Genomic DNA, 24,856 nt, shown 5'->3' with positions numbered 1-24,856 from the left:
TGGAAAGGCCTAGCTGGAGTAGGCGCTGTTTTCGTGGACGTAGTCGTGGGTGAGGTCGTTCGTGAGGATCGTGGCCTCGGCCCCGCCGGCCTGCAGGTCGATTTCGACGAGGACCTCGCGCGGTTCGAGGTCCACGAGGTTCCGGTCATCGCCGATGCTGCCGTTGCGGCAGATCTGCACGCCGTTCATGGACACGTTCAGCTGGTCCGGATCGAATGCGGCGTCAGTGGTGCCGACGGCGGACAGCACACGGCCCCAATTGGGGTCCTTGCCGAAAATCGCGGTCTTGAACAGGTTGGAGCGGGCGACGGCGCGGCTGACGATTTCGGCGTCCCGCTCGCTCGCGGCGTTGAACGTCCGGATGGCAATGTCGTGGCTGGCGCCCTCGGCGTCGCCGATGAGTTTGCGGGCCAGCTCGGCGCAGACCTGGGTCAGGCCCGCGCCGAAGTCGACGGCGGACGGCACGGCGCCGGAGGCCCCGGATGCCAGCAGCACCACGGTGTCGTTGGTGGACATGCAGCCATCGGAGTCCGCCCGGTCGAAGGTGACCCGGGTGGCGTTGCGGAGTTCGGCGTCGAGCGTGCCCGGCTGGACGTCGGCGTCCGTGGTGAGGACCACCAGCATGGTGGCCAGGCCCGGGGCCAGCATGCCGGCGCCCTTGGCCATGCCGCCGATGGTGAACTGGGTGCCATTGGAGTCCGTGCCGGTGAAGACGGCCTGCTTGGACACGGAGTCCGTGGTCATGATCGCGGTGGCTGCCGCAGGGCCGCCGTCTGCGGCAAGGGCGGCGGTGGCGGAACCGATCCCGGCCAGGATCTTGTCCATGGGCAGCTGTTCGCCGATCAGTCCCGTAGAGCAGACCACGACGTCGGTGGCGGAGACACCGAGGGCTTCGGCGGTCTTCTCCGCGGTGGTGTGGGTGTTCTGGAAGCCCTGGGGTCCGGTGCAGGCGTTCGCCCCGCCGGAGTTGAGGAAAACGGCGTCCACGCGGCCGTCCTTGACCACCTCGCGGGACCAGCGCACGGGGGCGGCGGCGACGCGGTTGGACGTGAAGACCGCTGCGGCGGCCTTGGACGGGCCGTCGTTGACCACGAGGGCCACGTCCGGCTTGCCGGAAGCCTTGAGGCCGGCCGTCACGCCGGCGGCGCGGAATCCCTGCGGTGCGGTGATGCTCACGGTGCGACTCCCTGGAGGTCGAGGCCGGCGGATTCCGCCAGGCCGAGGGCGATATTCATGGACTGCACGGCCCCGCCGGCGGTCCCCTTGGTCAGGTTGTCGATGGCGCAGCACACGATCACGCGGCCGGTGTGCTCATCGAAGGCCAGCTGCATGACCGTGTGGTTCGACCCCTGGACCGACTTGGTGGTGGGCCACTGGCCCTCGGGCAGCAGGTGCACGAACGGTTCGTCGTCGTAGGCCTCGGCCCAGGCGGCGCGCAGCTCCGCGGCGGTGACGCTGCGTCCTGGCTGCTGCCGGACCTTCGCTGTCGCCGTGGTGAGGATGCCCCGGCTCATCGGTGCCAGCGTGGGCGTGAAGGACACGGTGACCGGAGCCCCCAGCGCCTTGGAGAGCCCCTGCTCGATCTCCGGGGTGTGCCGGTGTCCCCCGCCCACCCCGTAGGGGCTCATGGAGCCCATGACTTCGGCGCCAATCAGGTTGACCTTGGCGGCCTTGCCGGCCCCCGAGGTGCCGGAAGCGGAGACGATCACGACGTCGTCGCCGTCCAGCAGCTGGCTGCTGAAGCCGGGCGTGAGGGCCAGCAGGGCCGACGTCGGGTAGCAGCCGGGCACGGCGATCCGGGTGGCGCAGCGGAGGGCCTCGCGCTGGCCGGGCAGTTCCGGGAGGCCGTAGGGCCAGGTCCCGGCGTGCGCGGAACCGTAGAACTTCTCCCAAGCCTGGGGATCCTCGAGGCGGTGGTCCGCGCCGGCGTCGATCACCAGGGTTCCGGCAGGCAGCTGGGCCGCGATCTCGGCGGATGCCCCGTGCGGAAGCGCCAGGAACACGACGTCGTGCCCGGACAGGTTATCCACGGTGGTGTCTTCGAGGATCCGGCCCGCCAGGCCATGGAGATGCGGCTGCAATTCCCCTAGTCTGGAACCGGCGTTGCTGTGGGCCGTGATGGCACCGATGGTGACGTCAGGGTGACCGGCGAGGAGCCGCAGGACCTCGCCGCCGGCATAGCCGCTCGCCCCTGAAACGGCAACAGAAATAGTCATAAGCACGACTATACAGCAAGAGTATGCATAGATACCGATATTTATGCATCGATGGGTCTGTGCCTAAACGCACCCGTCAACGGCACCCGATCGGCGGGCCGCAGAAACCCGGGGGCGTATGCTTGGTGAAGGGTGATCCAGACCGTGCCGCTGCAAATGTCAGCTGCAGCGTTGCCCGTAACAGCAACGAGGCAGGCCCCGCATGACCACTACGCTCACCACCCCAGAGCGCCCTAAATCGCGAGTCAGGCAGCCCAACGCCGTCGTTCTCAGCTATTCGGAACTGCTCAAGACCGTGAAGGCAGCCGGTCTCCTGGAACGGCGTGTCGGCTTCTACATCACCGTGTTTTCGGTGCTCGCCCTCCTGATGGCCGCCACCTGGTTCGGCTTCGCGCTGATCGGTGACAGCTGGTTCCAGCTCCTGATCGCCGCCGCCCTGGGCATAATTTGCACCCAGCTGAGCTTCCTGGCCCACGAGGCCGGGCACCGGCAGATCTTCGCGTCCCGCCGCGCCAACGACTGGGCCGCACGGCTGCTCGCCACGTCCGTGGCCGGCATCAGCTACTCCTGGTGGGAGCAGAAGCACGGCGCGCACCACAATCACCCGAACGTCATTTCCAAGGACCCGGACATCGCGCCCGGCCCCATCGCCTTCCACGCTGAAGCCGTAGCCGACCGCCAAGGCCGCCTCGCGTTCCTGACCCGCAAGCAGGGCTGGTTCTTCTTCCCGCTCCTGTTCCTGGTGGGCCTGGGCCTCCAGATCGATTCCGTGAAATTCATCGTCCGCCGCGCCAAGGTCACGCACCGCTGGGTTGAAATCCCGATCCTCGCCGTCCGGCTCAGCCTCCTGCCGGTTCTCGCCTTCTCCTTCCTGCCGCTGGGCATGGCGTTCGCCTTCATCGGCGTCCAGCTGGCCGTGTTCGGGTTCTATATGGGCGCCTCCTTCGCACCGAACCACAAGGGCATGCCGGTACTGCCGGCGGACAGCCGGGTCGACTTCTTCAGCCGCCAGGTCCTCACCTCCCGGAACATCTCGGGCGGCCGCTTCATGGACATCCTGCTCGGCGGCCTGAACCGGCAGGCAGAACACCACCTCTTCCCGGACATGGCCCGCCCCCAGCTGGACAAGGCCGCCAAGATCGTCCGCGAGTACTGCGCCAAGCACCAGGTCCCGTACACGGAAACCACGCTGATGCAGTCGTACGCCATCATGGTCCGGTACCTCAACGACGTCGGACTCGCCGCGGGCCGCCACTTCGAATGCCCGATGGCAACGGTCACCCGCCGCTACTAGTCTCCCCCGCTACTAAACGACGCATCACCCCGGCGGCCGCGCAGGACCGCCGCGTTTGGACGGCGTCACCTTGATGGCGAAGCATCTCGTGACGGTCGGTTACGGACCGCCCCTTCATGGTTACCGCCAGTGTCCCTAGGATGGACCCAGGGACCGGGACAGACTTTCCCGCCCGGAAAAGGAGCCACATGATGCACGCAATCGTCGCCCGCCAGGCCGGGGGCCCCGAGGTCCTGGAGCTCGACAAGGCAGCCCGCCCTGTTCCCGGGTCCGGCCAGCTGCTCATCAGGGTCGCCGCGGTGGGCGTGAACTTCATCGACACCTACAAGCGCAGCGGCGTCTACAAGGTCAGCTACCCCTTCACGCCCGGTTCGGAGGCCGCGGGCACCGTGGAGGAGGTCGGCGACGCCGTCACCGGGTTCGCTCCCGGCGACCGGGTGGCCACGGCGGAGGGCGCTGAGTGCTATGCCGGCTATGCACTCGTCGATGAGGACAAGGCCCTCCCGGTTCCCGACGGCCTGGACGATTTCACCGCCGCGGCCCTGCCGTTGCAGGGCGTGACGGCTCACTACCTGATCAACTCCACCTTCAAGGTGGAGTCCGGCCACACGGTCCTGGTCCACGCCGGCGCCGGTGGCGTCGGGCTCCTGATGATCCAGCTGCTCAAGGCCAAGGGCGCCAATGTCATCACCACCGTGTCGACGGACGAGAAAGAGCAGCTGGCTCGCCATGCCGGGGCCGACCACGTGCTGAGGTACGACGGTTTTGCCGAGCGGGTCCGGGATCTAACCAACGGCACCGGCGCGGACGTGGTGTACGACGGCGTCGGAAAAGACACCTTCGATGCCTCCCTGGCGTCGCTTCGCATCCGGGGCATGCTGGTGCTCTTCGGCGGAGCGTCCGGCCCGGTCCCGCCGTTCGACCCCCAGCGGCTCAACGCCGGCGGCTCGCTGTACCTCACCCGGCCGACCATGGGCCACTACCTGCGCGACGCCCGGGAACGCCGCTGGCGCTCCGATGAAGTCTTTGCCGCCGCCGCCGACGGCAGCCTCAAGGTCCGGATCGGCGCCCGCTACTCCCTCGCCGAGGCAGCCCGCGCCCACGATGACCTAGAACAGCGCCGCACCACCGGCAAAGTCATCCTCGTCCCCTAAACGCGGTCCCCAAGCCGCGCTGCGACACTATCCGTTCATCTCCTGCAGGGACAATGCGCCAGTGACCGAGCAACGACTGACTCCGAGTGAAGCCCCCGACGCCGCTGCGGTGCAGAGTCTTCCGGTACCCCGCGCCACCGTCTACGACCCCCAGCTGCCGGGGGCGCTCTCGGCCCCGGCGGAGCGGACGCTCATCGACATCCTCCGCGATGCCGCCGCCCGGTTCCCGGACGCCTCCGCCCTCGACGACGGCCACCGCTCGCTCAGCTACGCCCAGCTCATGGACGAAGTCCGGGCAACGGCGAGGAAACTGCATCTCGCCGGGCTGGGCGCCGGCGACAAGATCGGCGTCCGGATCCCCTCCGGCACCAACGAGCTCTACGTCTCGATCCTGGCGGTACTGCTGGTCGGTGCGGCCTACGTCCCGGTAGACGCCGACGATCCGGATGAGCGGGCCAAACTGGTCTTCGGCGAGGCCAGGGTGGCCGCCATCCTCCGCGCCGGCGGGAAGATTGTCACGGACAGCAACCACCCCCGGCCGTTCCCAGGAGCCAGGCCGCCTGGCCCGGACGACGATGCGTGGGTCATCTTCACCTCCGGCTCCACCGGCACACCCAAGGGCGTCGCGGTCCAGCACCGCTCGGCCGCCGCATTCGTGGACGCCGAGGCCCGCATCTTCCTGCAGGGCGATCCGGTGGGCCCACAGGACCGGGTGCTGGCCGGCTTGTCCGTTGCCTTCGATGCCTCCTGCGAGGAAATGTGGCTGGCGTGGCGCCACGGTGCCTGCCTTGTTCCGGCACCCCGGGCGCTGGTCCGGACCGGGATGGACCTGGGCCCCTGGCTCATCAGCCACGGCATCACTGTGGTCTCCACCGTCCCCACGCTCGCTGCGCTCTGGCCCGTGGAGTCGCTGGAAAGCGTCCGGCTGCTCATCTTCGGCGGGGAGGCCTGTCCGCCGGACCTTGCCGAGCGGCTCGCCGTCGAAGGACGCGAAGTGTGGAATACCTACGGGCCCACCGAAGCCACAGTGGTTGCGTGTGCCGCGCGGCTCGGCGCGCCCGGCCCCGTCCGGATCGGCCTGCCGCTGGACGGCTGGGACCTCGCCGTCGTCGACGCCGATGCGCTGCCTGTTGCCGAAGGCGAGGTGGGTGAACTGATCATCGGCGGTGTGGGGCTGGCCCGGTACCTTGACCCGGTCAAGGACGCGGAAAAATACGCCCCCATGCCGTCCCTGGGCTGGCCGCGCGCCTACCGCTCCGGCGACCTCGTCAGGTACGAAGCAGCAGGCCTCATCTTCCAGGGCCGCGCCGATGAACAGGTCAAGCTCGGCGGCCGCCGGATCGAACTCGGAGAAATCGACGCCGCTATGCAGTCCCTGCCGGACGTCGCCGGCGCCGCCGCCGCCGTGCAGACCACCCCGGCCGGCAACCAGATCCTGGTCGGCTACCTGGCCGCAGTATCGGGCCGTGACATCGACCTCGCGGCCGCGCGCGAACTGCTGGGCGAGAGCCTGCCCGCGCCCCTCATCCCGCTGCTGACGCTGGTCGATTCGCTGCCGACCAAAACCAGCGGCAAAGTGGACCGCCATGCCCTGCCCTGGCCGCTCAGCGGAACAGGAGCTGCCGAGGCCGAAGGTGCCCCGCTGAACCTGCCCGATGACGCGCAGTGGATCGTTGAACAGTGGAGCGCCGTGCTCGGAAGCCCGGTCACTAGCCTCGACGCCGATTTCTTCGCCTACGGCGGCGGCTCGCTGGCTGCCGCGCAGCTGGTGTCCGCCTTGCGCGTCCGCTACCCCACCATCACGGTGGCCGACATCTATGCAACACCCCGGGTGGGCGCCCTGGTGGACGAGGCGCGCCAGTCGCTCCCGGAGGGCGGAACAGTCGCCGTGCAGGAGCGCACCGTCCGGCCCACGGCGCGGAAGTCCCAGGCCTTCCAGACCCTCCTTGGCATTCCGTTGCACATCCTGGTCGGCATGCGCTGGCTGACCTACCTGATGGCCGCCAACAATCTCCTGGCCGCCTTCGCCGGATTCAGCGCAGCGCCCACCATCTCGTGGTGGTGGGTGGGCGCATCCTGGCTGGTCTTTGTCAGCCCGGCCGGGCGGATGCTGATCTCCGTTGCCGCCGCCCGGGTCCTGCTCCGCAACGTCGTGCCCGGCACGTATCCACGCTCCGGGCGGGTGCACCTCAGGCTCTGGCTCGCGGAACAGATCCAGGACCTCGCCGGCGCCATCAGCCTGGCCAGCGCGCCGTGGGTGCCGTACTACGCAAAGGCGCTCGGCGCGAAGATCGGCGAGAACGTGCAGCTGCATTCGCTCCCGCCCGTCACCGGGCTGCTGTCCCTGGGCGCCGGATCCAATATCGAGCCTGAAGTCGACCTGTCCGGCTGGTGGATCGACGGCGACCGTGTGCACATCGGCGCCATCCGGATTGGCGCCGGCGCAAGCGTCGGCGCCCGCAGCACACTCATGCCTGGTGCCACCGTGGGCGCAGGAGCGCAGGTGGAGCCGGGCTCCGCGGTGATCGGGAAGGTCAAGGCAGGACAGCTGGTGGCCGGCTCACCGGCCGAGCGCCGCGGCAAGGCACGGCACTCATGGCCGGACTCCCCGTCCGAGCACCGGCTGATGGGCCGGCTGTGGTTCGCCGGCTTCGCCGCGGCATCCGCCGTGCTGGCGCTCATCCCCTATGTCTCCGCCGCCGTCGCGGCCTTCGTGATATTCGCGTTCATCCAGGGCAGTTCTTCCCTGCCCGCGGCCCTGCCCGGTATTGTGCTCTCGATCCCCCTGGCGGCGCTGGCATGGTTCCTGACCAACCTGCTGCTGATCCTGGCGACCACGAGACTCCTCAGCGCGGGCCTCGCAGAGGGCTACTACCGGGTCCGGAGCCGGATCGGATGGCAGGTTTGGGCGACCGAGCGGGTACTGGATCTGGCCCGGGATCTGCTGTTCCCGCTCTACGCCAGCCTCTTTACGCCGGTCTGGCTGCGGCTTCTCGGCGCGAAGGTGGGCCGCAACGTGGAAGCCTCGACAGTGTTGCTGATCCCCAGCATGACCACCGTGGGCGAGGGCGCGTTCCTGGCAGATGACACCATGGTGGCGTCCTACGAACTCGACGGCGGCTGGATGCGGATCGCCCCGGCCAAGATCGGCAAACGGTCCTTCCTGGGCAACTCGGGCATGACGGCGGCCGGGCGCAACGTGCCCAAGAACTCCCTCGTGGCGGTCCTCTCCGCGACGCCGGCCAAGGCAAAGGCCGGGACATCGTGGCTGGGCAGCCCGCCCGTGCGGCTGCGACGCACCGCCATCGCCTCGGACGACACACGGACCTACCAGCCGCCCCGGAAGCTGAAGGTCGCGCGCGCCCTCTGGGAGCTGTGCCGGTTCGTCCCGGTCATGCTGACCGTCGCGATCGCTGCCGGCGTGATGCTCGCCTTCGACGCGATGGCGACAGTCTTCAACTACGGAATCGCCGCTGTCCTGAGCGGGGTGGTGGTCCTGCTGGCCGGGGCCACGGCCGCGGCCAGTGCCGTGGCGGCCAAGTGGCTGCTTGTGGGCCGCATCCGCCCCGGCGAGCACCCGCTGTGGAGCTCGTTCATTTGGCGGAACGAGGTGGTGGACACCTTCATCGAGATGGTCAGCGCCCCATGGTTCGCGCGCGCCGCCACCGGCACCCCGGCCCTGGTGTGGTGGTTGCGGGCACTCGGCGCGAAAATCGGTGCGGGGACCTGGTGCGAAAGCTACTGGCTCCCCGAGGCGGACCTCGTCACCCTCGGCAGGAACTCGACCGTCAACCGCGGCTGCGTCGTCCAGACCCATCTGTTCCATGACCGGGTCATGAGCATCGACACTGTTAGGCTCGATGACGGAGCCACCATGGGGCCGCACGGCGTCATCCTGCCGCAGGCCAGGATCGGCAGCGGCGGCACGGTGGGGCCGGCGTCCCTCGTCATGCGGGGCGAAACCGTCCCCGCCGGGACGTACTGGATGGGCAATCCGGTCAGTCCGTGGGACGGGCCGGCACCGCCCGCCAGGCCCCGGTAGCCCCGCCAGCGCACGTCCACCTGCACGACAACCCGAAGGTCCGTTCATTGAGCACCAGCGCACCAAGCAGCGGCGCCGCCTCCGCCCCCCGCGGGCCTATCAGCGGGGAAGTCAGCCGGGAAATCAGCCGGGAGATCAGCCGGGCAACCGGCCCTGAAGCCGGCGCCCCTGACCCCTACATGCCGGGCCACGGGACCAATGCCTACCGCGTCACCCGGTATGAACTGAATCTGGACTACCGCGTCAGCAGCAACCGCCTCGCCGGGCACGCCGTCCTGCACGCGGTCACGCAGTTCCCGACGTCGGCGATCGTCCTGGACTTGGCTGGACTCCGGGCCACGAAGATCCAGCTCGACGGACGCCGGGTGCGCAGGTTCACCCAGCGGGCGGAGCAGCTCGTGGTTTATCCCGACGTTCCCCTGCTGGCCAACGAGGCCTTTACCCTGGACATCCGCTACGAGGGCTACCCTGCGCCGCGCCGCGGACTGTGGGGCGAAGTCGGCTGGGAGGAGCTCTCCGATGGTGTGCTGGTGGCCGGCCAGCCCAACGGCGCCGCCTCCTGGTTCCCGTGCAATGACCACCCGCGGGACAAGGCGAGCTACCTCATCACGGTGACCACCGACGCGAACTACCGGGCCGTGTGTAACGGCGTGCTGCTCTCCCGCACCAGCAGGGCCAGCCGCGAGACCTGGGTGTACGAGCAGGCCGAACCCATGGCCACCTACCTGGCAACGGTCCAGATCGGCCGTTATGAGCTCCTGACGCTCAATGCCGAGCGGCCGTCAGGGCACGTTCCGCAGTATGTGGCCGTTCCGGCGACGCTGGCGGCTGCGGCGCGGACCGCCCTGGCCCGGCAGCCCGAGATGATGCGGACCTTCACCAACTGCTTTGGGCCGTACCCGTTCCCGGAGTACACCGTGGTGGTCACCGGCGACGTGCTGGAAATCCCCCTGGAAGCGCAGACACTGTCCATCCTGGGCCCAAATCATTTGCGGCAGGACTGGGATTCGCAGCGGATGATCGCCCACGAACTCGCGCACCAATGGTTCGGGAACTCGCTCACCGCGGCGACGTGGAAGGACATCTGGCTGCACGAGGGCTTTGCCTGCTACGCGGAATGGCTCTGGTCTGAAGAGGCCGGCGTCATGTCGGCGGCGGGCCGCGCCCGCGCCGCCTGGCGCAGGCTGTCCGCCACCCCACAGGACCTGATGGTGGGCGATCCCGGCCCGGAGCTGATGTTTGATGATCGCGTCTACAAACGCGGAGCCCTTGCCCTGCACGCGCTGCGGGTGCGCTCCGGCGACCTCGCGTTCTTCGCCCTGCTGCACGACTGGGCGGACCGCTTCCGCCACGGCACAGTGACCACTGCCGACTTCATCGTCGCGGCCGCCCACACCACCGGCCTCGACGCAGAGGCCCTGCTGCACCCCTGGCTGTTCGAACACGCCCTCCCGCCGCTCCCGCAGCCAGCACCGCCCCGGCTCTGAGGGAAGGACTGTTCTGCCGGAAGCGCTAGGGCAGGACCGCGACCGCGACAGCGGCCACGAGGTCCGCGGGCAGTCCTGTCTCTGCCGGCGCCAGGTCCCGGAGCCCGGCATGGCCGTCCACGGTTGTGCCCAGCACGTCGAGGGTGTCCGGGGCGGTCTGCAGCCCCGTGCCCAGCATCTTGAGCCACGCCTCCTTGCGCGCCCATAGCCGGGCCCGGCCCCGCAGCAGGGAGATACCGTCCAGCCCGGCGAGGTGGAGTTGCTCCGCCGCGGTCAGCACGACGTCGTCGAACCCATCGAAGTCTGCCCGGGCCGGATCCTCGACGTCGACGCCCAGGCGCTGGCCCGGCTCCGGGTCCACGACGCCGGCCAGAAGCGTCCAGCCGGCAGCGCGGGACAGGCTCAGCAGCAATGGCACGGCCTCGCCCCGGAGCCGGTACCCGGGCTTGCCGTGGGAGATGTCAGCGCCGGTGCCGCAGCGTGGACAGCTGTACCAGGCGGTGAGGTCCGACGCCGGGACGCCGAGCAGGCCGGCGGCGAACCGCCGCTGTGCGAGCCGTCCGGCGAGGAACTCCTGCCGGGTCCGCGGGGTCATGGCCCGGGCCCGCTCGAGCTCGGCCCCGTCCAGCAGGGAACGCGACTCGCGTTCCAGCTCGGAGCCAGCCGCGGATTCCGTCCCGGGCCCCGGCACACCGGGGGCCCCAAGAGCCCCGGGAACCCCGGGAACGCCAAAGGGCGGGCAGGCACGCACAACAAGGTGTGATGCCATGACCCGCCCCCTTTCAGCTCATCAGCGCTGTCACCAGCGCAGTTCTCAGCGCTGCACCGCTCCGAAGCGTTCGTGCGCAGCGGCGACGGCACCTTCACGCGCTGCTGAGGCCTCGTCGGCCGTCAGGGTGCGGTCGTTGGCACGGAAACGCAGGCTGAACGCCAGCGACTTCTTGCCCTCCTCGATGCCCTTGCCCGCGTAGACGTCGAACAGGGCGACGTCTTCGAGCAGCTCGCCTGCGCCTTCACGCAGGGCGGTGAGCACCTCTTCTGCCGGGACGTCCTGCGGCACCACGAGGGCCACGTCCTGGGTGGCCACGGGGTACGTCGAGATGTGCCGGGCCACGATCACGTCGGCAGCAGCCTCGAAGAGGGCGTCGGCGTTCAGTTCGAGCGCCACGGAACGGGCCGGCATGTCATGTGCCGCCAGCAACTTCGGGTGCAGCTCGCCGGCGTAGCCCACTACCTCGCCGGTGCGCAGCTCAAGCTGTGCTGTTCGGCCCGGGTGGAAGGCCTGGTGCCGGCCCTGCGTGACCAGGAGTTCGACGCCGAGCACGTCGCCGGCGATCCGGGCGATGTCCACCGCGTCCGCCCAGTCCCAGGCCCGCGGGGTGTGGGCCGGGGCGGTAGGAGAGTCGTGCCCCGTGAGTACGGCGGCGAGGTGCAGCGGCTGGTCCGGGACGCCGTCGTACAGGCCGTCCAGCACCTCGTCGCTGGGCTTGACGCCGAGCGGCGGAATCGTGGCGGTGCCAAGCTGGTCGCCGGGCAGGAACACGAGCCCGGCCTCGAAGAGGGCGAGGTCGCGGAAGCCACGGGAGTGGTTGCGCTTGGCTACCTCGAGCAGGCCCGGCAGGACGGAGGTCCGCAGGAAGCCGTGCTCCTCGCTGATCGGGTTAGCCAGCTTCAGGGCCTTGCGCTCTGCACCCTCGGCCGGGACGCCAAAGGTGTCATTGGCCGCCTTGGAGACGAACGGGTAGCTCAGGACCTCGGTGAGTCCGGCGTCGGCGAGGGCCTGGATCAGGCGGCGGCGCTGCTGCTGGAGGCGGGTCAGGCCACGGCCCGGCGGCGCCACGGGAAGGGTCGCCGGGATCTGGTCGTAGCCGACCAGGCGGGCGATTTCCTCGGTGAGGTCGTCCTTGGTTTCGAGGTCGCTGCGCCAGCTCGGCGCGGTCACCGTGTGGCCGTTGCCGTTGTTTTCGACGACGGCGCCGAGGTCTTCCAGCGAGGTCACGATGTGTTCCTCGGTGAAGTCGATCCCGATCCGGGCTGCGGCGTACCCTGCCGGCAGTTCGATGGTGACGGCGTCCGGTGCGGTGCCGACGTCGGTCCCGGCCTCATCCGCCGTGCCTCCGGCGAATTCGACCAGCAGGTCCACCACCCGCTGGGCGGCAACATCGGCCACCTGCCAATCCACGCCGCGTTCGAAGCGCTTGGACGCCTCGGAGGGCAGCTTGTGCCGGCGGCGCGAGCGTGCGATCGAGACCTCGTCGAAGTGCGCGGCCTCGACCAGGACGTTTGTGGTGGAGTCCGAGACTTCGGTGTGGGCACCGCCCATGACGCCGGCGATCCCGATGGGGCCGGATGCGTCCGTGATCAGCAGATCCTCGGCGTCGAGCGTGCGCTCCTTGTCATCCAGGGTGGTGATCTTCTCCCCTGCCGTGGCACGCCGGACCACAATGTCGCCGGCCAGCTTGTCCAGGTCGTAGCAGTGGTTCGGCTGCCCCAGCTCGAGCATGACGTAGTTGGAGATATCCACCGGGAGGGAGATGGACCGGATGCCGGCGAGCCGGAGACGGGAGGTCATCCACGGCGGGGTGGGCCGGGTGGCATCCACGCCGCGCACGGTGCGGGCCACAAAGCGGTCGCAGCCGGGCTTGCCGTAGATGGGGGCGTCGTCGTTGAGCTTGACGCCGTAGCCGCCGGACAGCGCCGCCGGGGCCTTGACCTTGGACGCCGGGTCCGTGAACACCGTGCCGGTGGCGTGCGCGTACTCACGGGCCACACCGCGGATGGAGAACGCATACCCGCGGTCCGGCGTCACATTGATCTCGGCCGCCTGGTCGTAGAGGCCCAGCAGCTCCATGGCGTCGGTGCCGATTTCTGGATCCAGCCCGATCCGGGACAGCACCAGGATGCCGTCGTGGTCCTCGCCGATGCCCAGTTCGCGCACCGAGGCGATCATGCCGGCCGAGAGGTGACCGTAGGTCTTCCGCGCGGAAATGTGGAAGTCGCCCGGCAGCACCGCACCCGGAAGGGTCACCACCACTTTGTCACCCTCCACGAAGTTGTGGGCGCCGCAGATGATGCCCTGGACGCCGGAGGGGTCGATGCCGTCGCCCGTGAGGGACTGCGGCTGGCCCTCGGGAACAACCCGGACCTGGCACCAGTTGATGGTCTTCCCGTTGGTCTGGGGTTCCTTGACGATGCTGAGCACCTGGCCCACCACGATGGGCCCCCGGAGGGTGTCCGTGGGGCGGTGGACTGCTTCTTCTTCAAAGCCGACCTTGACGAGCTCGGCCATGACGTCTTCGGCCGATGCTCCGGCCGGTACCTGCGCGAATTCACGCAGCCAGGAAAGTGGGATACGCACTGTTAGATCTCCATCCCGAAGTGCTCGCTGAAACGTACGTCGCCTTCGATCATGTCGCGCATGTCGCCAACCTCATTACGGAACATGAGGGTGCGTTCGATGCCCATGCCGAAGGCAAAACCTGAATAGACCTCCGGGTCGATGCCGGCGGCGCGCAGGACGTTGGGGTTGACCATGCCGCAGCCGCCCCACTCGATCCAGCTGGGGCCGCCCTTGGCGCCCGGGTGCCAGATGTCGAGTTCCGCGGACGGCTCGGTGAACGGGAAGTAGTTGGGGCGCAGCCGGATCTGGGCTTCCGCGCCGAACATCTGGCGGGCGAAGTGCTCCAGGGTACCGCGGAGATCTGCCATGCTGAGCTTCTTGTCGATGGCCAGGCCCTCGAACTGGTGGAACACCGGGGTGTGCGTCGCATCGAGCTCGTCCGTGCGGAACACCTTGCCCGGGCACAGGACGTAGATGGGCAGCTCCCGTTCCAGCATGGAGCGGACCTGCACCGGCGAGGTGTGCGTGCGCATGAGCAGGTGGGCCTCGGGCGGCTCAACGAAGAAGGTGTCCTGCATGTCGCGGGCAGGGTGGTCCGGCTTGAAGTTCAGGGCATCGAAGTTGAACCATTCGGACTCCACCTCGGGCCCCTCGGCGATTTCCCAACCCATGCCGACAAAGATGTCCGCTACGCGGTCCTGCAGCGTGGACAGCGGGTGGCGCGCACCGGCCCGGCGCCGGCGCGGCGCCGCCGTGACATCCACGGTCTCTTCGACGAGGATCCGCGCGTCGTTCTCGGCCTCGAGCTCCGCCGTGCGGTCGGCGAGCGCCTTGTTGACGCGTCCCCGGGAGGCGCCCATGAGCTTGCCGGCGGCGGCCTTCTGGTCCTTGGGCAGCGCGCCGATCTCACGGTTGGCGAGGCTCAGCGCGGACTTTTCGCCCGTGTGCGCGAGGCGCACGGCCTTGAGTTCATCGAGGGTGGAGGCCGCGGCGATGGCGGCAACGGCCTGGTCTACGGCGGCGGTAATGGCGGCTTCATCCAGAGGGTTCGGGACGGCGGCGCCCGGCAAAGTTTCAGTCATCTACTGTTCTTAGCTACGAGTCGGATCATGCCGACAGCACACGGCACGGGCACAGGGCACGGCGCGGGTTCTCGGCAAGGCTTATGGTCACTGTCCCCAGTCTAGTAGACGGCCGTCGGCCGCCAGCCAATCGCCAGTCGAACGTCAGGCGTTCGTGACGCCCCGTCGCCGCGGCCCCCATGGACGCTGGACCCGGACGTTGAACCCGGGACGCTGAACCCGGACGCTGAACCCGCGCACGTCCCCACGGGCACCGGGACGTGCTGCCGGGCCCCTGACCGCCGGGCATACCCCCGGCTACCATGGCCTCATGACGTCCGGACAACGGCTGCGCCAGATAGCCAACTTGCTGAACGGGTCCACCTTTCTGGGCCTCCTCCTGGCGGCCTGCGCCCGGACAACCGTCAGCTCCGGTCCGCGCGGGCTGCTGATCGCGAGCCGCTACCGCTGGCGGCTTCCATTTGCCGCGGCCTTTACTGTGGGCAACGTGATCCTGTTCCGTGCCGGCCCGGAATCCGCCGTCGCAAATCCGGCACTGCTCGGTCACGAGGAGCGCCACAGCACGCAGTACGCCTGGTGCCTTGGATGGCCCTTCCTTCCCCTGTACTTCATCGCCGCGGGCTGGTCCCTCTGGCGGACCGGCAACCCCGGCAGCGCCAACTTCTTCGAGCGCCGCGCCGGCTTGGAGGCAGGCGGCTACCCCCGGCCCGGTATGCCGTGCATGCCCAGGACCGCCCCGCCCGGCACCACCACGCCCAGGACCGCTCCTCGGAAGCACCGAAGAATCGGCACGGCAGCCCCCAACCGTTATGAGGCCTGACATGACAGAGACCCCCAGAAGCATCTCGGTCACAGGAACCGGGAGCGCCGAGGCGGCGCCGGACCTGCTGACCTTGTCGATCGGCGTTGAATGCCGCCGCGACACTGTCGCCGAGGCCTACGCCGAGGCAGGAACACGATCAGCCGCCATCACGGCGGAGCTCCGGCAACACGGAGTGGACAACGCTGACATGTCCACCTCCGGGCTGAATGTCCGGGCCGAGCTGAACTGGCAGGATGGCCGCGGCCAGACCGTGACCGGCTACCTGGCCTCGAACACGCTCACCGTCAGGATCCGCGCGTTGTCCGCGTCCTCACAGATCCTTGCCGGCGCCGTTGCCGCCGGCGGCGACTCCGTCCGGCTGAACGGACTGAGCCTCGGCTTCGCGGACCCCGCCGCCGTCGAGGCCCAGGCCCGGGAGGCCGCCTGGCAGGACGCCCGCACCACCGCCGCGCACTACGCCACCCTCTCCGGGGCCAGCCTGGGCAAGGTCCTATCCCTCACCCAGCACACCGGTTTCCAGGCGCCGATCCCGGTGGCGAAGATGCAGCGCGCGGTGGCGGCGGACTCGCTCACCGTTGAGGCTGGCGAGTCGAGCGTCACCGCCACGGTCGGCGTCGTCTGGGAACTGCTCGCCTGATGTTCGAGTCATTGTTCGAGTAAAGCTCGGGTATTTGGCCGGGTAATTGCCCCCGAGTCACCGGCGGCGGCCGCGACCGGCAAGAGCCGTCGAATGGCCCGCCGGCCGCTAGTGCGTTGCGCCGGCAGCGAGCCTGAGATCCGCCGTCGTCGCCAATGTGGTGCGGACGACGACGGCGAGCGCCGCCGCCATCTGATGCGCCGGCAGCGACGGGGTGCTGCTCCCGGCCGGTAACTGTGTGTCCGCGTAGGGAATGTGGACAAAGCCTCCCCTGGTGCCGGGACGGAGCTGCAGGGCGTGCATGAGCGCATAGAAGACGTGGTTGCAGACATAGGTCCCGGCACTCTGGGACACAGCAGCCGGGATCTGCTCCGCCGTCAGCGCCGCGAGCGCAGCCTTGACAGGCAGCGACGTGAAATAGGCCGCCGGTCCACCCTGGACCACGGGTTCGTCCACCGGCTGGTTGCCGGCGTTGTCCGGGATCCGGGCGTCGTCACAATTGATGGCCACCCGCTCCAGGGAAATGCGCGCCCTCCCGCCGGCCTGGCCGGCGCACAGCACAAGCTCCGGCCGGAACCGCTCGAGGGCCTCAACCAACGCCTCGGCCGAGTCCCCAAAGACGCAGGGCAGTTCCACGGCCTGGACATCCAGCCCTTCGGCCTGGAGCAACCGTGCCGCCGAACGGGCCGCGGCCCAGGACGGATTGGCGGTATCGCCGCCGAACGGCTCGAACCCGGTCAGGAGAATCATCGCCCCAGCCTAGCAATCCGCCCTCCCACTGCGACCTGGCTGCCCCCGCCCCGCGAACGGCACGCCCACCCGCAGACATGGCGCCTCGCCGGCCTGACGGCATCCTTGACAATCAGTCGAACATATATTCGAATATAGGCATGAGATGGGACGCACAAGCACTTGAGCGCGGCGATTCCCCGGCCGCCCTTTCCGCCGATTCACCAGCCGCACCAGCCCTGCTGCCGCTGGCCGGGCTGGTGCGCTCCGTGTCCACCCCCGACTTTGCCGGGATCACCTTCCATGAGGTCACCGCCAAATCGGTGCTCAACAAGGTGGTCGCCGGTTCGCGGATGCCGTTCGAGTGGACCATCAACCCCTACCGGGGCTGCAGCCATGCCTGCGTCTACTGCTTCGCGCGCAAGAGCCACACCTATCTGGACTTCGACGCCGGCCTGGACTTTGACAGCCAGGTGGTGGTTAAAATCAACGCCGCCGAGATCCTGCGCAAGGAGCTGGCCAAGCCCTCCTGGCAGCACGAGCACGTGGCCCTTGGCACCAACACGGACCCGTACCAGCGCGCAGAGGGCCGCTATCAGCTCATGCCCGGCATCATCGGCGCGCTGGCCGACTCCGGCACTCCCCTGTCCATCCTCACCAAAGGCACGCTCCTTGCCCGGGACATCCCGCTCCTGAAGCATGCCGCCGCCCAGGTGCCTGTGGGCGTAGGCATTTCGCTGGCCATGACCAATGAAGAACTGTCCGAGGCCGTGGAACCGGGCACGCCGGGCCCGCGCGCGCGGCTGAAGCTCATCAGCCGGCTGCGGGAGGCAGGCCTGCCCTGCGGCGTCATGGCCATGCCCATCCTGCCGTGGCTCTCGGACAGCGACGAGGCCCTCGACTCCCTCTTCGGAGCCCTGGCGGCGGCCGGCGCCACAGGGGTCACTGCCGGCGCGCTGTACCTGAAACCTGGCACCCGTGAATGGTTCATGCAGTGGATCGCCCGTGAACATCCGCAGCTGGCCGGCAAGTACCGTCGTTTGTACGGCAGCGGGTCCTATGCGTCCAAGGAATACCGGGCATGGCTGGCCGGCCGCATCCGCTATTTCAAGGACCTGCACGGCTTTTCCGGCTCGCAGGGATTCAGCCACAGGGATCTCGACGGCGGCACCGACCACCACGATGCCCGCGAGGAAGAAGCCCAGTATCCGGCCGGAAGCATCCCGGACACTGCCGGGCACGCAGGTGGCTGGCGCGCCGGCCACCCGGGCCACGCGGGCGCAGCCCACTCCGGTGCAGCCTCTTCCAGCACAGCCCTTCCCAGTTCAGCGCAGCCCACACTGTTTTGAAGCCCGCTTCAACTAGAGCGCTGTGAACCTTGCGCGCTGTGAACCTGGAGTGCCGTGAACCTAGAGTGGCGTGAACGGATTAAGCCGTGAACCTCGAGTGCAGTGAACCTGGTGTGCAGTGAACTAGAGTGCCTTGACCGCGCCGAGCACCCTGGACAGCGAATCCTTGGCATCCCCGAACAGGAGCGAGGTCTTGGGATCGTGCAGAAGCTCGTTCTCGATGCCGGCAAACCCCGGGCGCATCGATCGCTTCAGGAACACGACCTGCTGGGCCTGCACGACTTCCAGGATCGGCATCCCGTAAATCGGCGAACCGGGGGAAGTCTTGGCCGCCGGGTTGACGACGTCGTTGGCGCCGACCACCAGCGCAATATCCGTGTTAGCGAACTCGGGATTGATTTCGGCCAGCTCCCGCAGTGACTCGTACGGCACGTCGGCCTCGGCCAGCAGCACGTTCATGTGCCCCGGCATGCGTCCCGCCACGGGGTGAATGGCGAAGACCACCTCCACGCCGCGGGCAGCCAGGGCCGCGGCAAGTTCCGCCACGGTGTGTTGGCCCTGCGCCACTGCAAGTCCGTAGCCGGGAACGATGACCACCCGCTGGGCATAGCCAAGCTGAACGGCAACGTCCTCCGGCGACGAACAACGCACGGGCCGGTCGCTCACGGCTGTGGAACCCGCCGTCGAGCCGCCCTTGAACGCCCCGAACAGGATGCCCGCGACTCCGCGTCCCATGGCCGAGGCCATCGCCTTGGTCAGGATTGTGCCGCTCGCGCCGACAAGCGTCCCGGCGACGAGCAGCAGGACATTGCCCAGTACCACGCCGGACGCTGCCACTGCCAGTCCCGTGAAGGCGTTCAGCAGGGAGATCACGATCGGCACGTCCGCACCGCCGACGGGCATCACCAGGAGCAGCCCGGCGGCGGACCCAAAGCCCAGCAGCGCGAGCGACCAGCCGAGCGACCCGGTCAGGACCACCAGCGCCCCTGACATCACTGCACCCAGCAGGGCGGCGCCCATAACCCACGGCATGCCGGGAAAGAGCAGGGGGCGGGTGCTGATGAGTTCCTGCAGCTTGCCCACAGTCACCGCGGAGCCGGCGAAGGACAGCGCGCCCACCAGCATGGTGAAGACCACGGCCAGGCGGACCCATGGATCCTCGTTGTGGCCAAGTTCCAGTACGGCCACGAGTGCGGCGGCCCCGCCTCCGACGCCGTTGAACAGCGCCACCAGTTGGGGCATCTGGGTCATTTGCACCCGCCGGGCCACGGGGACGGCAATCGCGGAGCCCACGGCAATGGCTGCCAGGATGAGCGGAATATTTTCCAGCCGCGCGGAGAAGAACACGGTGACGACGGCGAGGAGCGCCCCGGCCGCACCGATGGCGTTGCCGCGGCGGGCGGTCCGTGGCGAGCTGAGGCCCTTGAGCGCAAGGATGAAGCAGACGGCGGCCGCAAGGTAGAGCAGGGCTGTCCATTCCGGGCCCAGAAGACTCATCGGCCCTCCCCCGCCCCGCCGCCGCCGGAGCCTCCGTTGCCGGAGTGTCCTTCTCCCGCGGTTCCGCCGGCTATAGCGGCGCCTGTTCCTACGCGCGGCCGCTTGTGACCGCTGAACATCTCAAGCATCCGGTCCGTAACCACGAAGCCGCCCACCAGGTTGATGGTTGCCAGGACCACGGCCAGCAACGCGATGCCGAGCACCCAGGGGTCGCTGGCCTGTCCTGCCACCATGATGGCGCCGACCAGGATGATGCCGTGAATGGCGTTGGCGCCGGACATTAGCGGTGTGTGCAGCTTGCTGGTGACCTTGGAGACGACTTCGAAGCCGACGAACACTGCCAGCACCACCACCGTCAGCAATGCCACAGGGCCCATCATGCCTCCATTTCCAGTGCAGCCGCGGTGGGTTCATGCCGCACGCAGCCGCCGTAGGTCAGGCACGTTCCGGCAACCACGTCGTCGTTGAAGTCCGGGGCCACTGAGCCGGCGTCGGTCATGAGGGCAAGGAAGTTGCTGACGTTCCGGGCGAAAAGCCGGGACGCGTCCGAGGGCATGGCTGATGCCGCGTCCTGCAGGCCCACGAGGGTCACCGACCCACCGTCGACCGGCACCTGGATGTCCTGGCCCGCGATCACGCCTTCGACATTGCCTCCGGACTCCGCGGCGAGGTCGACCACGACCGACCCGGGCCGCATGCTGGCCACCATTGCGGTGGTCACCAGCAAGGGAGCGGCCCGGCCCGGGATGGCCGCGGTGGTGATCAGAATGTCCGCTGCGGCGACGTGCGGGGCGAGCAGGCTGCGCTGGCGTTGTGCCCGGTCCTCGCCGAGGGCACGGGCGTAGCCTCCGGCTCCTTCGGCCGCCGAATCCACGTCCAGGTTGATGAAAGTGCCACCCATCGAGGCGACCTCGTCGGCGGAGGCGGCCCGGATGTCATTGGCCGACACCCGGGCGCCGAGCCGTTTCGCCGTGCCTATCGCCTGCAGCCCGGCGACGCCGGCGCCGAGGACCAGCACCCTCGCCGGCGGGATGGTCCCCGCGGCGGTCATGTAGAGCGGGAAGAACCGCGGGTACCGCATGGCGGCCTCCAGCACTGCCCGGTAGCCGGTGACCAGGGACTGCGAGCTGAGCCCATCCATGGACTGTGCCCGGGAAATCCGCGGAAGGAGTTCGAGGGCGAACGAGGTGATGCCGGCGGCGGCCAGCGCGCGGACAGTCGACAGTTCCGAGGCCGGCGACGCCAGGCCGACGGTGACCGTGCCGGGCCGAAGCCGGGCTGCGGCCTCCGGGGTGAGCGGGCGGACATGCAGCAGGACATCGAGGGCCTCGAGCGGGAGTTCGGAGATCACAGTGGCGCCAGCCTCCTTGAAGGCGGCGTCCACGAACCCTGCTTCGATTCCGGCGCCGCTCTCCACCAGGAGATGGAGCCCGAGGGCCGTCAGTTGCTGGACCGTCTCCGGTGTGGCCGCAACGCGGCGTTCTCCGGCTCGCTGCTCTCGTCCGACACCGACCTGCACGGCCACTCCTCTCGATTGCGTTCAGAGTAGGCACATGCCTGACTGTTTGGCGAGAGGCGGGCATTCGGAGCCCGTCGGCCCGTGCGGGTCAGCGGCTAAGCCCGGCGCCCACTCCGCGTGGCCCGGTGGCCCGGACTGCGGCCAGCAGGGCTTCTACGATGGGGAAGTCCGCCGGAATCCACGGCAGGCCCAGGACCTCCGCCGGGTTCCGGAGGTCGAGCCAGCGCAGTTCGTCGTGGTCCTCCAGCGGCCGCGGCTCTCCCTCAGCGAGTTCGGCGAACCAGACCCTCATCGCCGCCCTCTCGTTGAGCGGCCAGCCCGTGGCGGTTTCCGCCGGCAGCTCGGACCCCAGCCGCACCAGCACGCCCAGTTCTTCGCGGAGCTCGCGGTGCAGGGCGTCTTCGGCCGCTTCGCCAGGCTCCACCTTTCCGCCCGGGAACTCCCACATTCCGGCAAACTGCGGCGGCGCCGTGCGCCGGGCCACGAGAAGCAGGCCCGGTTCGGCCAGGGAGTCCACTACTGCGCCGCCAACGACGCCAATGAGTCCAGTCACGCCCACCAGTCTATTGCCGCCGCCGGGCACCCAGCCGGGGGCCGGTCCGGCTCCCGGGCCTGGACGGTGGCCGGGAGCCGGGACCGCCCCGGGAGCGGGTCCCGCGTCGGACCGGACCCGCGAGCGGCCGGGTAAGGGACAATGGTGGAGGCGGCCGTGCAGGCCGGCTGCGGCCGGTTACGGAATATTCGGCGCCGCTCCCCAGTTCTTTAAAGCATATTTATCTGTCCGATCCCTCCGGACCTTCCGGAAAATCTCCCCGAAAAGACGAATGACAACCACCACACGCGCCCCGGCGCCGTCCAAGACCGGCACCCGTCACGTTGCCCTGGCCATCATCGCCCTGGCGATGGGCGGATTCGGCATCGGCACCACGGAATTCACCATGATGGGCCTGCTCAAGGAGATTGAACAGGGCCTGAACATCAGCACGCCCGAGGCCGGCCACCTTATTTCGGCCTACGCCCTCGGCGTCGTGATCGGCGCGCCGGTGCTGGCCGCCGTCGGGGCCAAACTCCCGCGGAAGTATCTGGCGTTGGGGCTCATGCTCTTCTTCAGCATCGCCAACCTCAGTTCCTTCCTCGCCCCGGACTACGGTTCCATGCTGGTGTCCCGGTTCGCCGCGGGACTGCCCCACGGCGCCTTTTTCGGAGTCGCCGCAGTGATTGCTGCCTCTTTGGTGGCTCCGACCAAGCGGGGTTGGGCCATTTCGATGGTCATGGCCGGGCTGACGGTGTCCAACGTCGTTGGCGTCCCCTTCGCTACCTGGCTGGGCCAGAGCTACGGGTGGCGGCTCCTGTTCCTGCTGGTGGGCGTGATCGGCATCATTACGCTCGCCATGCTGTGGAAGTTCGTCCCGTTCCAGAGGCCGCACGCAGATGCCAGCTTCCGCCGTGAGCTCGGCGCGCTCAAGCGGCTCCAGGTGTGGCTCGCCATCCTGGTCGGCATCGTCGGCTTCGGCGGTTTCTTCGCGACCTACACGTACATTTCGCACACCATGACCTCCGTCGCCGGTGTCCCGGCGCCCTGGCTGCCGCTGGTCGTGGCGCTGTACGGCGTGGGCATGGTGGCGGGCAACATCGTGGGCGGCAGGATCGCCGATAGGTCAGTCATGGGCACGATCTACTGGGTGCTGCCCGGCACTGCGGTGGCACTGGTGGTCTACGCCATTGGCGTCCATTGGGCCTGGTCCGCGCTGGTCATGGTGTTCGTGGTCGGCGCCGCCGGGTCCATGCTGGTTCCGGCGCTGCAGACCAGGCTTCTGGATGCGTCTCCCGATGCACCGTCGCTGGCCTCCTCGCTTAACCACGCGGCGCTCAACGTCGCCAACGCCCTGGGCGCCTTCCTGGGCGGCCTTGTGATCGCCTGGGGCTGGGGCTACGTCGCTCCCGCGCTCGTAGGCGCGGTCCTTGCCGTGCTGGGGCTCGGGGTCGCTGCCATCAGCGGCGCCGTGGAACGCAGGCGGCCGCTGGCCTCCTAGCCGCCCCTAGCCATTTCCCTCAGCCGCGGCAAAGCGGCCGGCAATGCAGCCAAGCAAAGGCGGACATGCTCAAAATGAACGGCAGTCCTGTCCAGTGGAGTACTGGACAGGACTGCCGTTTTCTTTAGGTACTGCCGTTGTCTATCTGGACTGCGTAGTGTCTAGGGCCCTTGCCGATTTAGAACCGGGCGGCTCAGGGGGCGTTGACGCGCTGTACGTCAGGCTCCAGGTAGATGACCCGGGCAATCGGAACGGCCTCGCGGATCCGGACCTCTGCCTCATCAATCGCCTTCGCGATGTCCTGGCCCGAGTCCGAGCGGCCGATGCTGATCTTGGCCGCCACCAGCAGCTCCTCCGGGCCAAGGTGCATGGTCTTGAGGTGAATGATGGTGGTGCCGCCGGCTTCGATCGCGCCGCGGATCTTGGCGACGTCATCGCGGGTGGCCGACTCGCCCAGCAGCAGGGACTTGGTCTCCATGGCCAGCACCACGGCGATCGCCACGAGCAGCAGGCCGATCATGGCAGTGCCGAGGGCGTCCCAGATGCCGTTCCCGGTCAAGAGCGTCATGCCCACGCCGAAGAGCGCAAACACCAGGCCCACGAGGGCGCCGAAATCCTCAAGCAGGATCACCGGCAGTTCCGGCTGCTTGGCATTGCGGATGAATTTGACCCAGCTTTGCTTTTCCCTGAGGTGGTTGGATTCGATGATCGCCGTCCGGAAGGAGAAGGACTCGGCAATGATTGCGCCGATCAGGACGGCAAGCGGCACCCACCAGAAGTCACCCTCGATGGCGTGCGGGTGCTGGATCTTTTCCCAGGCCTCATACAGGGCGAACAGGCCGCCGACGCTGAAAAGCACAATCGAGACGATGAAGGCGTAGATGTACCGCTCGCGGCCGTAGCCGAAGGGGTGCTCGGGGCTGGCTTTCCGCTGTGCGCGCTTGCCGCCGACCAGGAGCAACAGCTGGTTGCCCGAGTCTGCGAGTGAGTGAATCGCCTCGGCCAGCATGGACGAGGAAAACGTCAGAAAGTAGGCGACGAACTTCAAAACGGCGATGGTCAGGTTTGCGGCCAGTGCCGCGAGAATCGCCTTGGTACCGCCATTTGCAGCCACGTGAGCTTCTCCTTATGGGGTTCTTCAGGGTGTACGCGAACACCGGAAGAACCCAGCGCCCACAAGGAATACCGTACCCGTTTCCGGGCCATAGCCGAACCGCGGCAGGGGCCATCGGGGCCACGTAACGATTGGGTAGTCCCCTGCTGACAACGAATCCGCCCTATGTTAGCTTGAAGCCATATTCGGGATCCACAATTTGGGTGCCGACGAATATGTAGGAGGAGACATGGGCTTTCTTGGCTGGATCATTCTCGGACTCATAGTAGGTGCAATCGTCAAGGCAGTAATGCCCGGCAGGGTCGGCGGTGGCTGGGTTACCAGCCTCGTGCTCGGCGTCGTCGGCGCAATTGTCGGCGGCTGGATCGGGGACCTTCTGTTCGGCGGCGGCAAGATGGAATTCTGGAATCTCGGTTCCTGGCTCCTGGCCATTGTCGGCGGTCTCGCCGTAGCGGGCATTTACGGCGCCATCACAGGGCGCAACAAGACCTCATAAATTCCACAAGGCACTGACCGCACACTGTGTGTGGGGCGGCGGTG

At 68.4% G+C, this 24,856-nt stretch carries 20 protein-coding genes; 9 read left to right on the top strand and 11 right to left on the bottom strand.

The window, feature by feature from the left end; genetic code table 11:
* Positions 1–9: 9 nt before the first annotated feature.
* A complete protein-coding gene (gene argJ, locus ACFRJ8_RS21640) occupies positions 10–1,176 on the bottom strand; it encodes a bifunctional glutamate N-acetyltransferase/amino-acid acetyltransferase ArgJ (protein WP_377988415.1) in 1,167 nt (388 codons plus the stop codon).
* Positions 1,173–2,216, bottom strand: a complete 1,044-nt coding sequence (gene argC, locus ACFRJ8_RS21635; RefSeq protein ID WP_377988414.1) for an N-acetyl-gamma-glutamyl-phosphate reductase — start codon at positions 2,214–2,216, stop codon at positions 1,173–1,175. The genes argJ and argC overlap by 4 nt, the downstream gene beginning before the upstream one ends.
* 202 nt (positions 2,217–2,418) lie before the next feature.
* Between argC and ACFRJ8_RS21630 the strand changes: the two genes are divergently transcribed.
* From ACFRJ8_RS21630 to ACFRJ8_RS21615, 4 genes are all read left to right on the top strand, one after another.
* Positions 2,419–3,510: a fatty acid desaturase family protein gene (locus ACFRJ8_RS21630; RefSeq protein ID WP_377988413.1), complete on the top strand. Its 1,092-nt coding sequence runs from the start codon at positions 2,419–2,421 to the stop codon at positions 3,508–3,510.
* A 188-nt stretch (positions 3,511–3,698) separates the two neighbouring features.
* Positions 3,699–4,664 (top strand): quinone oxidoreductase family protein, encoded by a 966-nt coding sequence (locus ACFRJ8_RS21625; protein ID WP_377988412.1) that lies wholly within the window; start codon positions 3,699–3,701, stop codon positions 4,662–4,664.
* Between the two features lie 109 nt (positions 4,665–4,773).
* Positions 4,774–8,706: a Pls/PosA family non-ribosomal peptide synthetase gene (locus ACFRJ8_RS21620; protein WP_377988434.1), complete on the top strand. Its 3,933-nt coding sequence runs from the start codon at positions 4,774–4,776 to the stop codon at positions 8,704–8,706.
* A 179-nt stretch (positions 8,707–8,885) separates the two neighbouring features.
* Positions 8,886–10,193 (top strand): M1 family metallopeptidase, encoded by a 1,308-nt coding sequence (locus ACFRJ8_RS21615; protein ID WP_377988433.1) that lies wholly within the window; start codon positions 8,886–8,888, stop codon positions 10,191–10,193.
* 25 nt (positions 10,194–10,218) lie between these two features.
* Here ACFRJ8_RS21615 and ACFRJ8_RS21610 read toward each other — a convergent pair whose 3' ends face one another.
* Genes ACFRJ8_RS21610 through pheS form a run of 3 tightly spaced genes read right to left on the bottom strand, consistent with a single transcriptional unit; the run spans position 10,219 to position 14,615 of the window.
* Positions 10,219–10,962: a 4'-phosphopantetheinyl transferase family protein gene (locus ACFRJ8_RS21610; RefSeq protein WP_377988411.1), complete on the bottom strand. Its 744-nt coding sequence runs from the start codon at positions 10,960–10,962 to the stop codon at positions 10,219–10,221.
* A gap of 45 nt (positions 10,963–11,007) precedes the next feature.
* Entirely contained in the window at positions 11,008–13,551 is a 2,544-nt protein-coding gene (gene pheT, locus ACFRJ8_RS21605; RefSeq protein ID WP_377988410.1) for a phenylalanine--tRNA ligase subunit beta, read from the bottom strand.
* A 2-nt stretch (positions 13,552–13,553) separates the two neighbouring features.
* On the bottom strand, positions 13,554–14,615 hold the full coding sequence (gene pheS, locus ACFRJ8_RS21600) for a phenylalanine--tRNA ligase subunit alpha (RefSeq protein WP_377988409.1): 1,062 nt from the start codon (positions 14,613–14,615) through the stop codon (positions 13,554–13,556).
* A 310-nt stretch (positions 14,616–14,925) separates the two neighbouring features.
* On the opposite strand from pheS, the gene ACFRJ8_RS21595 reads away from it, so the two are divergent.
* On the top strand, positions 14,926–15,435 hold the full coding sequence (locus ACFRJ8_RS21595) for a hypothetical protein (protein ID WP_377988408.1): 510 nt from the start codon (positions 14,926–14,928) through the stop codon (positions 15,433–15,435).
* Position 15,436: 1 nt separating this feature from the next.
* Positions 15,437–16,075 (top strand): SIMPL domain-containing protein, encoded by a 639-nt coding sequence (locus tag ACFRJ8_RS21590; RefSeq protein ID WP_377988407.1) that lies wholly within the window; start codon positions 15,437–15,439, stop codon positions 16,073–16,075.
* Positions 16,076–16,183: 108 nt separating this feature from the next.
* Here the strand turns inward: ACFRJ8_RS21590 and pcp are convergent, their stop codons facing one another.
* Positions 16,184–16,825: a pyroglutamyl-peptidase I gene (gene pcp, locus ACFRJ8_RS21585; protein ID WP_377988406.1), complete on the bottom strand. Its 642-nt coding sequence runs from the start codon at positions 16,823–16,825 to the stop codon at positions 16,184–16,186.
* A 140-nt stretch (positions 16,826–16,965) separates the two neighbouring features.
* On the opposite strand from pcp, the gene ACFRJ8_RS21580 reads away from it, so the two are divergent.
* The gene (locus ACFRJ8_RS21580) at positions 16,966–18,153 is read left to right on the top strand and encodes an Rv2578c family radical SAM protein (RefSeq protein WP_377988405.1); all 1,188 of its coding nucleotides are present in this window, start codon (positions 16,966–16,968) and stop codon (positions 18,151–18,153) included.
* Positions 18,154–18,276: 123 nt separating this feature from the next.
* Here ACFRJ8_RS21580 and ACFRJ8_RS21575 read toward each other — a convergent pair whose 3' ends face one another.
* From ACFRJ8_RS21575 to ACFRJ8_RS21560, 4 genes are all read right to left on the bottom strand, one after another.
* Positions 18,277–19,650, bottom strand: coding sequence for an NAD(P)(+) transhydrogenase (Re/Si-specific) subunit beta (locus ACFRJ8_RS21575; protein WP_377988404.1), 1,374 nt, complete (start codon positions 19,648–19,650; stop codon positions 18,277–18,279).
* On the bottom strand, positions 19,647–20,027 hold the full coding sequence (locus tag ACFRJ8_RS21570; RefSeq protein WP_377988432.1) for an NAD(P) transhydrogenase subunit alpha: 381 nt from the start codon (positions 20,025–20,027) through the stop codon (positions 19,647–19,649). The genes ACFRJ8_RS21575 and ACFRJ8_RS21570 overlap by 4 nt, the downstream gene beginning before the upstream one ends.
* On the bottom strand, positions 20,027–21,169 hold the full coding sequence (locus ACFRJ8_RS21565) for a Re/Si-specific NAD(P)(+) transhydrogenase subunit alpha (RefSeq protein WP_377988403.1): 1,143 nt from the start codon (positions 21,167–21,169) through the stop codon (positions 20,027–20,029). Before ACFRJ8_RS21565 ends, ACFRJ8_RS21570 begins: the two co-directional genes overlap by 1 nt.
* An 88-nt stretch (positions 21,170–21,257) precedes the next feature.
* Positions 21,258–21,722 (bottom strand): (deoxy)nucleoside triphosphate pyrophosphohydrolase, encoded by a 465-nt coding sequence (locus ACFRJ8_RS21560; RefSeq protein WP_377988402.1) that lies wholly within the window; start codon positions 21,720–21,722, stop codon positions 21,258–21,260.
* Between the two features lie 271 nt (positions 21,723–21,993).
* Here ACFRJ8_RS21560 and ACFRJ8_RS21555 point away from each other — a divergent pair, with 271 nt between their 5' ends.
* A complete protein-coding gene (locus ACFRJ8_RS21555) occupies positions 21,994–23,202 on the top strand; it encodes an MFS transporter (RefSeq protein WP_377988401.1) in 1,209 nt (402 codons plus the stop codon).
* 193 nt (positions 23,203–23,395) lie between these two features.
* Here the strand turns inward: ACFRJ8_RS21555 and ACFRJ8_RS21550 are convergent, their stop codons facing one another.
* Entirely contained in the window at positions 23,396–24,316 is a 921-nt protein-coding gene (locus tag ACFRJ8_RS21550; protein ID WP_377988400.1) for a cation diffusion facilitator family transporter, read from the bottom strand.
* Positions 24,317–24,545: 229 nt separating this feature from the next.
* On the opposite strand from ACFRJ8_RS21550, the gene ACFRJ8_RS21545 reads away from it, so the two are divergent.
* Positions 24,546–24,812 (top strand): GlsB/YeaQ/YmgE family stress response membrane protein, encoded by a 267-nt coding sequence (locus tag ACFRJ8_RS21545; protein WP_377988399.1) that lies wholly within the window; start codon positions 24,546–24,548, stop codon positions 24,810–24,812.
* Positions 24,813–24,856 lie beyond the last annotated feature (44 nt).

The organism is Arthrobacter sp. NPDC056886, from assembly GCF_042788715.1.
Lineage (GTDB): Bacteria > Actinomycetota > Actinomycetes > Actinomycetales > Micrococcaceae > Arthrobacter.
This window is presented reverse-complemented; position numbering and strand designations above follow the sequence as displayed.

Coding starts and splice junctions, on each gene's coding strand:
- argC (WP_377988414.1), bottom strand. CDS start 2,216: ATGACTATTTCTGTTGCCGTTTCAGGGGCGAGCGGCTATGCCGGCGGC.
- ACFRJ8_RS21570 (WP_377988432.1), bottom strand. CDS start 20,027: ATGGGCCCTGTGGCATTGCTGACGGTGGTGGTGCTGGCAGTGTTCGTC.
- pcp (WP_377988406.1), bottom strand. CDS start 16,825: ATGATTCTCCTGACCGGGTTCGAGCCGTTCGGCGGCGATACCGCCAAT.
- ACFRJ8_RS21595 (WP_377988408.1), top strand. CDS start 14,926: ATGACGTCCGGACAACGGCTGCGCCAGATAGCCAACTTGCTGAACGGG.
- ACFRJ8_RS21630 (WP_377988413.1), top strand. CDS start 2,419: ATGACCACTACGCTCACCACCCCAGAGCGCCCTAAATCGCGAGTCAGG.
- pheS (WP_377988409.1), bottom strand. CDS start 14,615: ATGACTGAAACTTTGCCGGGCGCCGCCGTCCCGAACCCTCTGGATGAA.
- ACFRJ8_RS21625 (WP_377988412.1), top strand. CDS start 3,699: ATGATGCACGCAATCGTCGCCCGCCAGGCCGGGGGCCCCGAGGTCCTG.
- ACFRJ8_RS21610 (WP_377988411.1), bottom strand. CDS start 10,962: ATGGCATCACACCTTGTTGTGCGTGCCTGCCCGCCCTTTGGCGTTCCC.
- ACFRJ8_RS21590 (WP_377988407.1), top strand. CDS start 15,437: ATGACAGAGACCCCCAGAAGCATCTCGGTCACAGGAACCGGGAGCGCC.
- ACFRJ8_RS21545 (WP_377988399.1), top strand. CDS start 24,546: ATGGGCTTTCTTGGCTGGATCATTCTCGGACTCATAGTAGGTGCAATC.
- ACFRJ8_RS21555 (WP_377988401.1), top strand. CDS start 21,994: ATGACAACCACCACACGCGCCCCGGCGCCGTCCAAGACCGGCACCCGT.
- ACFRJ8_RS21615 (WP_377988433.1), top strand. CDS start 8,886: ATGCCGGGCCACGGGACCAATGCCTACCGCGTCACCCGGTATGAACTG.
- ACFRJ8_RS21580 (WP_377988405.1), top strand. CDS start 16,966: ATGAGATGGGACGCACAAGCACTTGAGCGCGGCGATTCCCCGGCCGCC.
- ACFRJ8_RS21575 (WP_377988404.1), bottom strand. CDS start 19,650: ATGAGTCTTCTGGGCCCGGAATGGACAGCCCTGCTCTACCTTGCGGCC.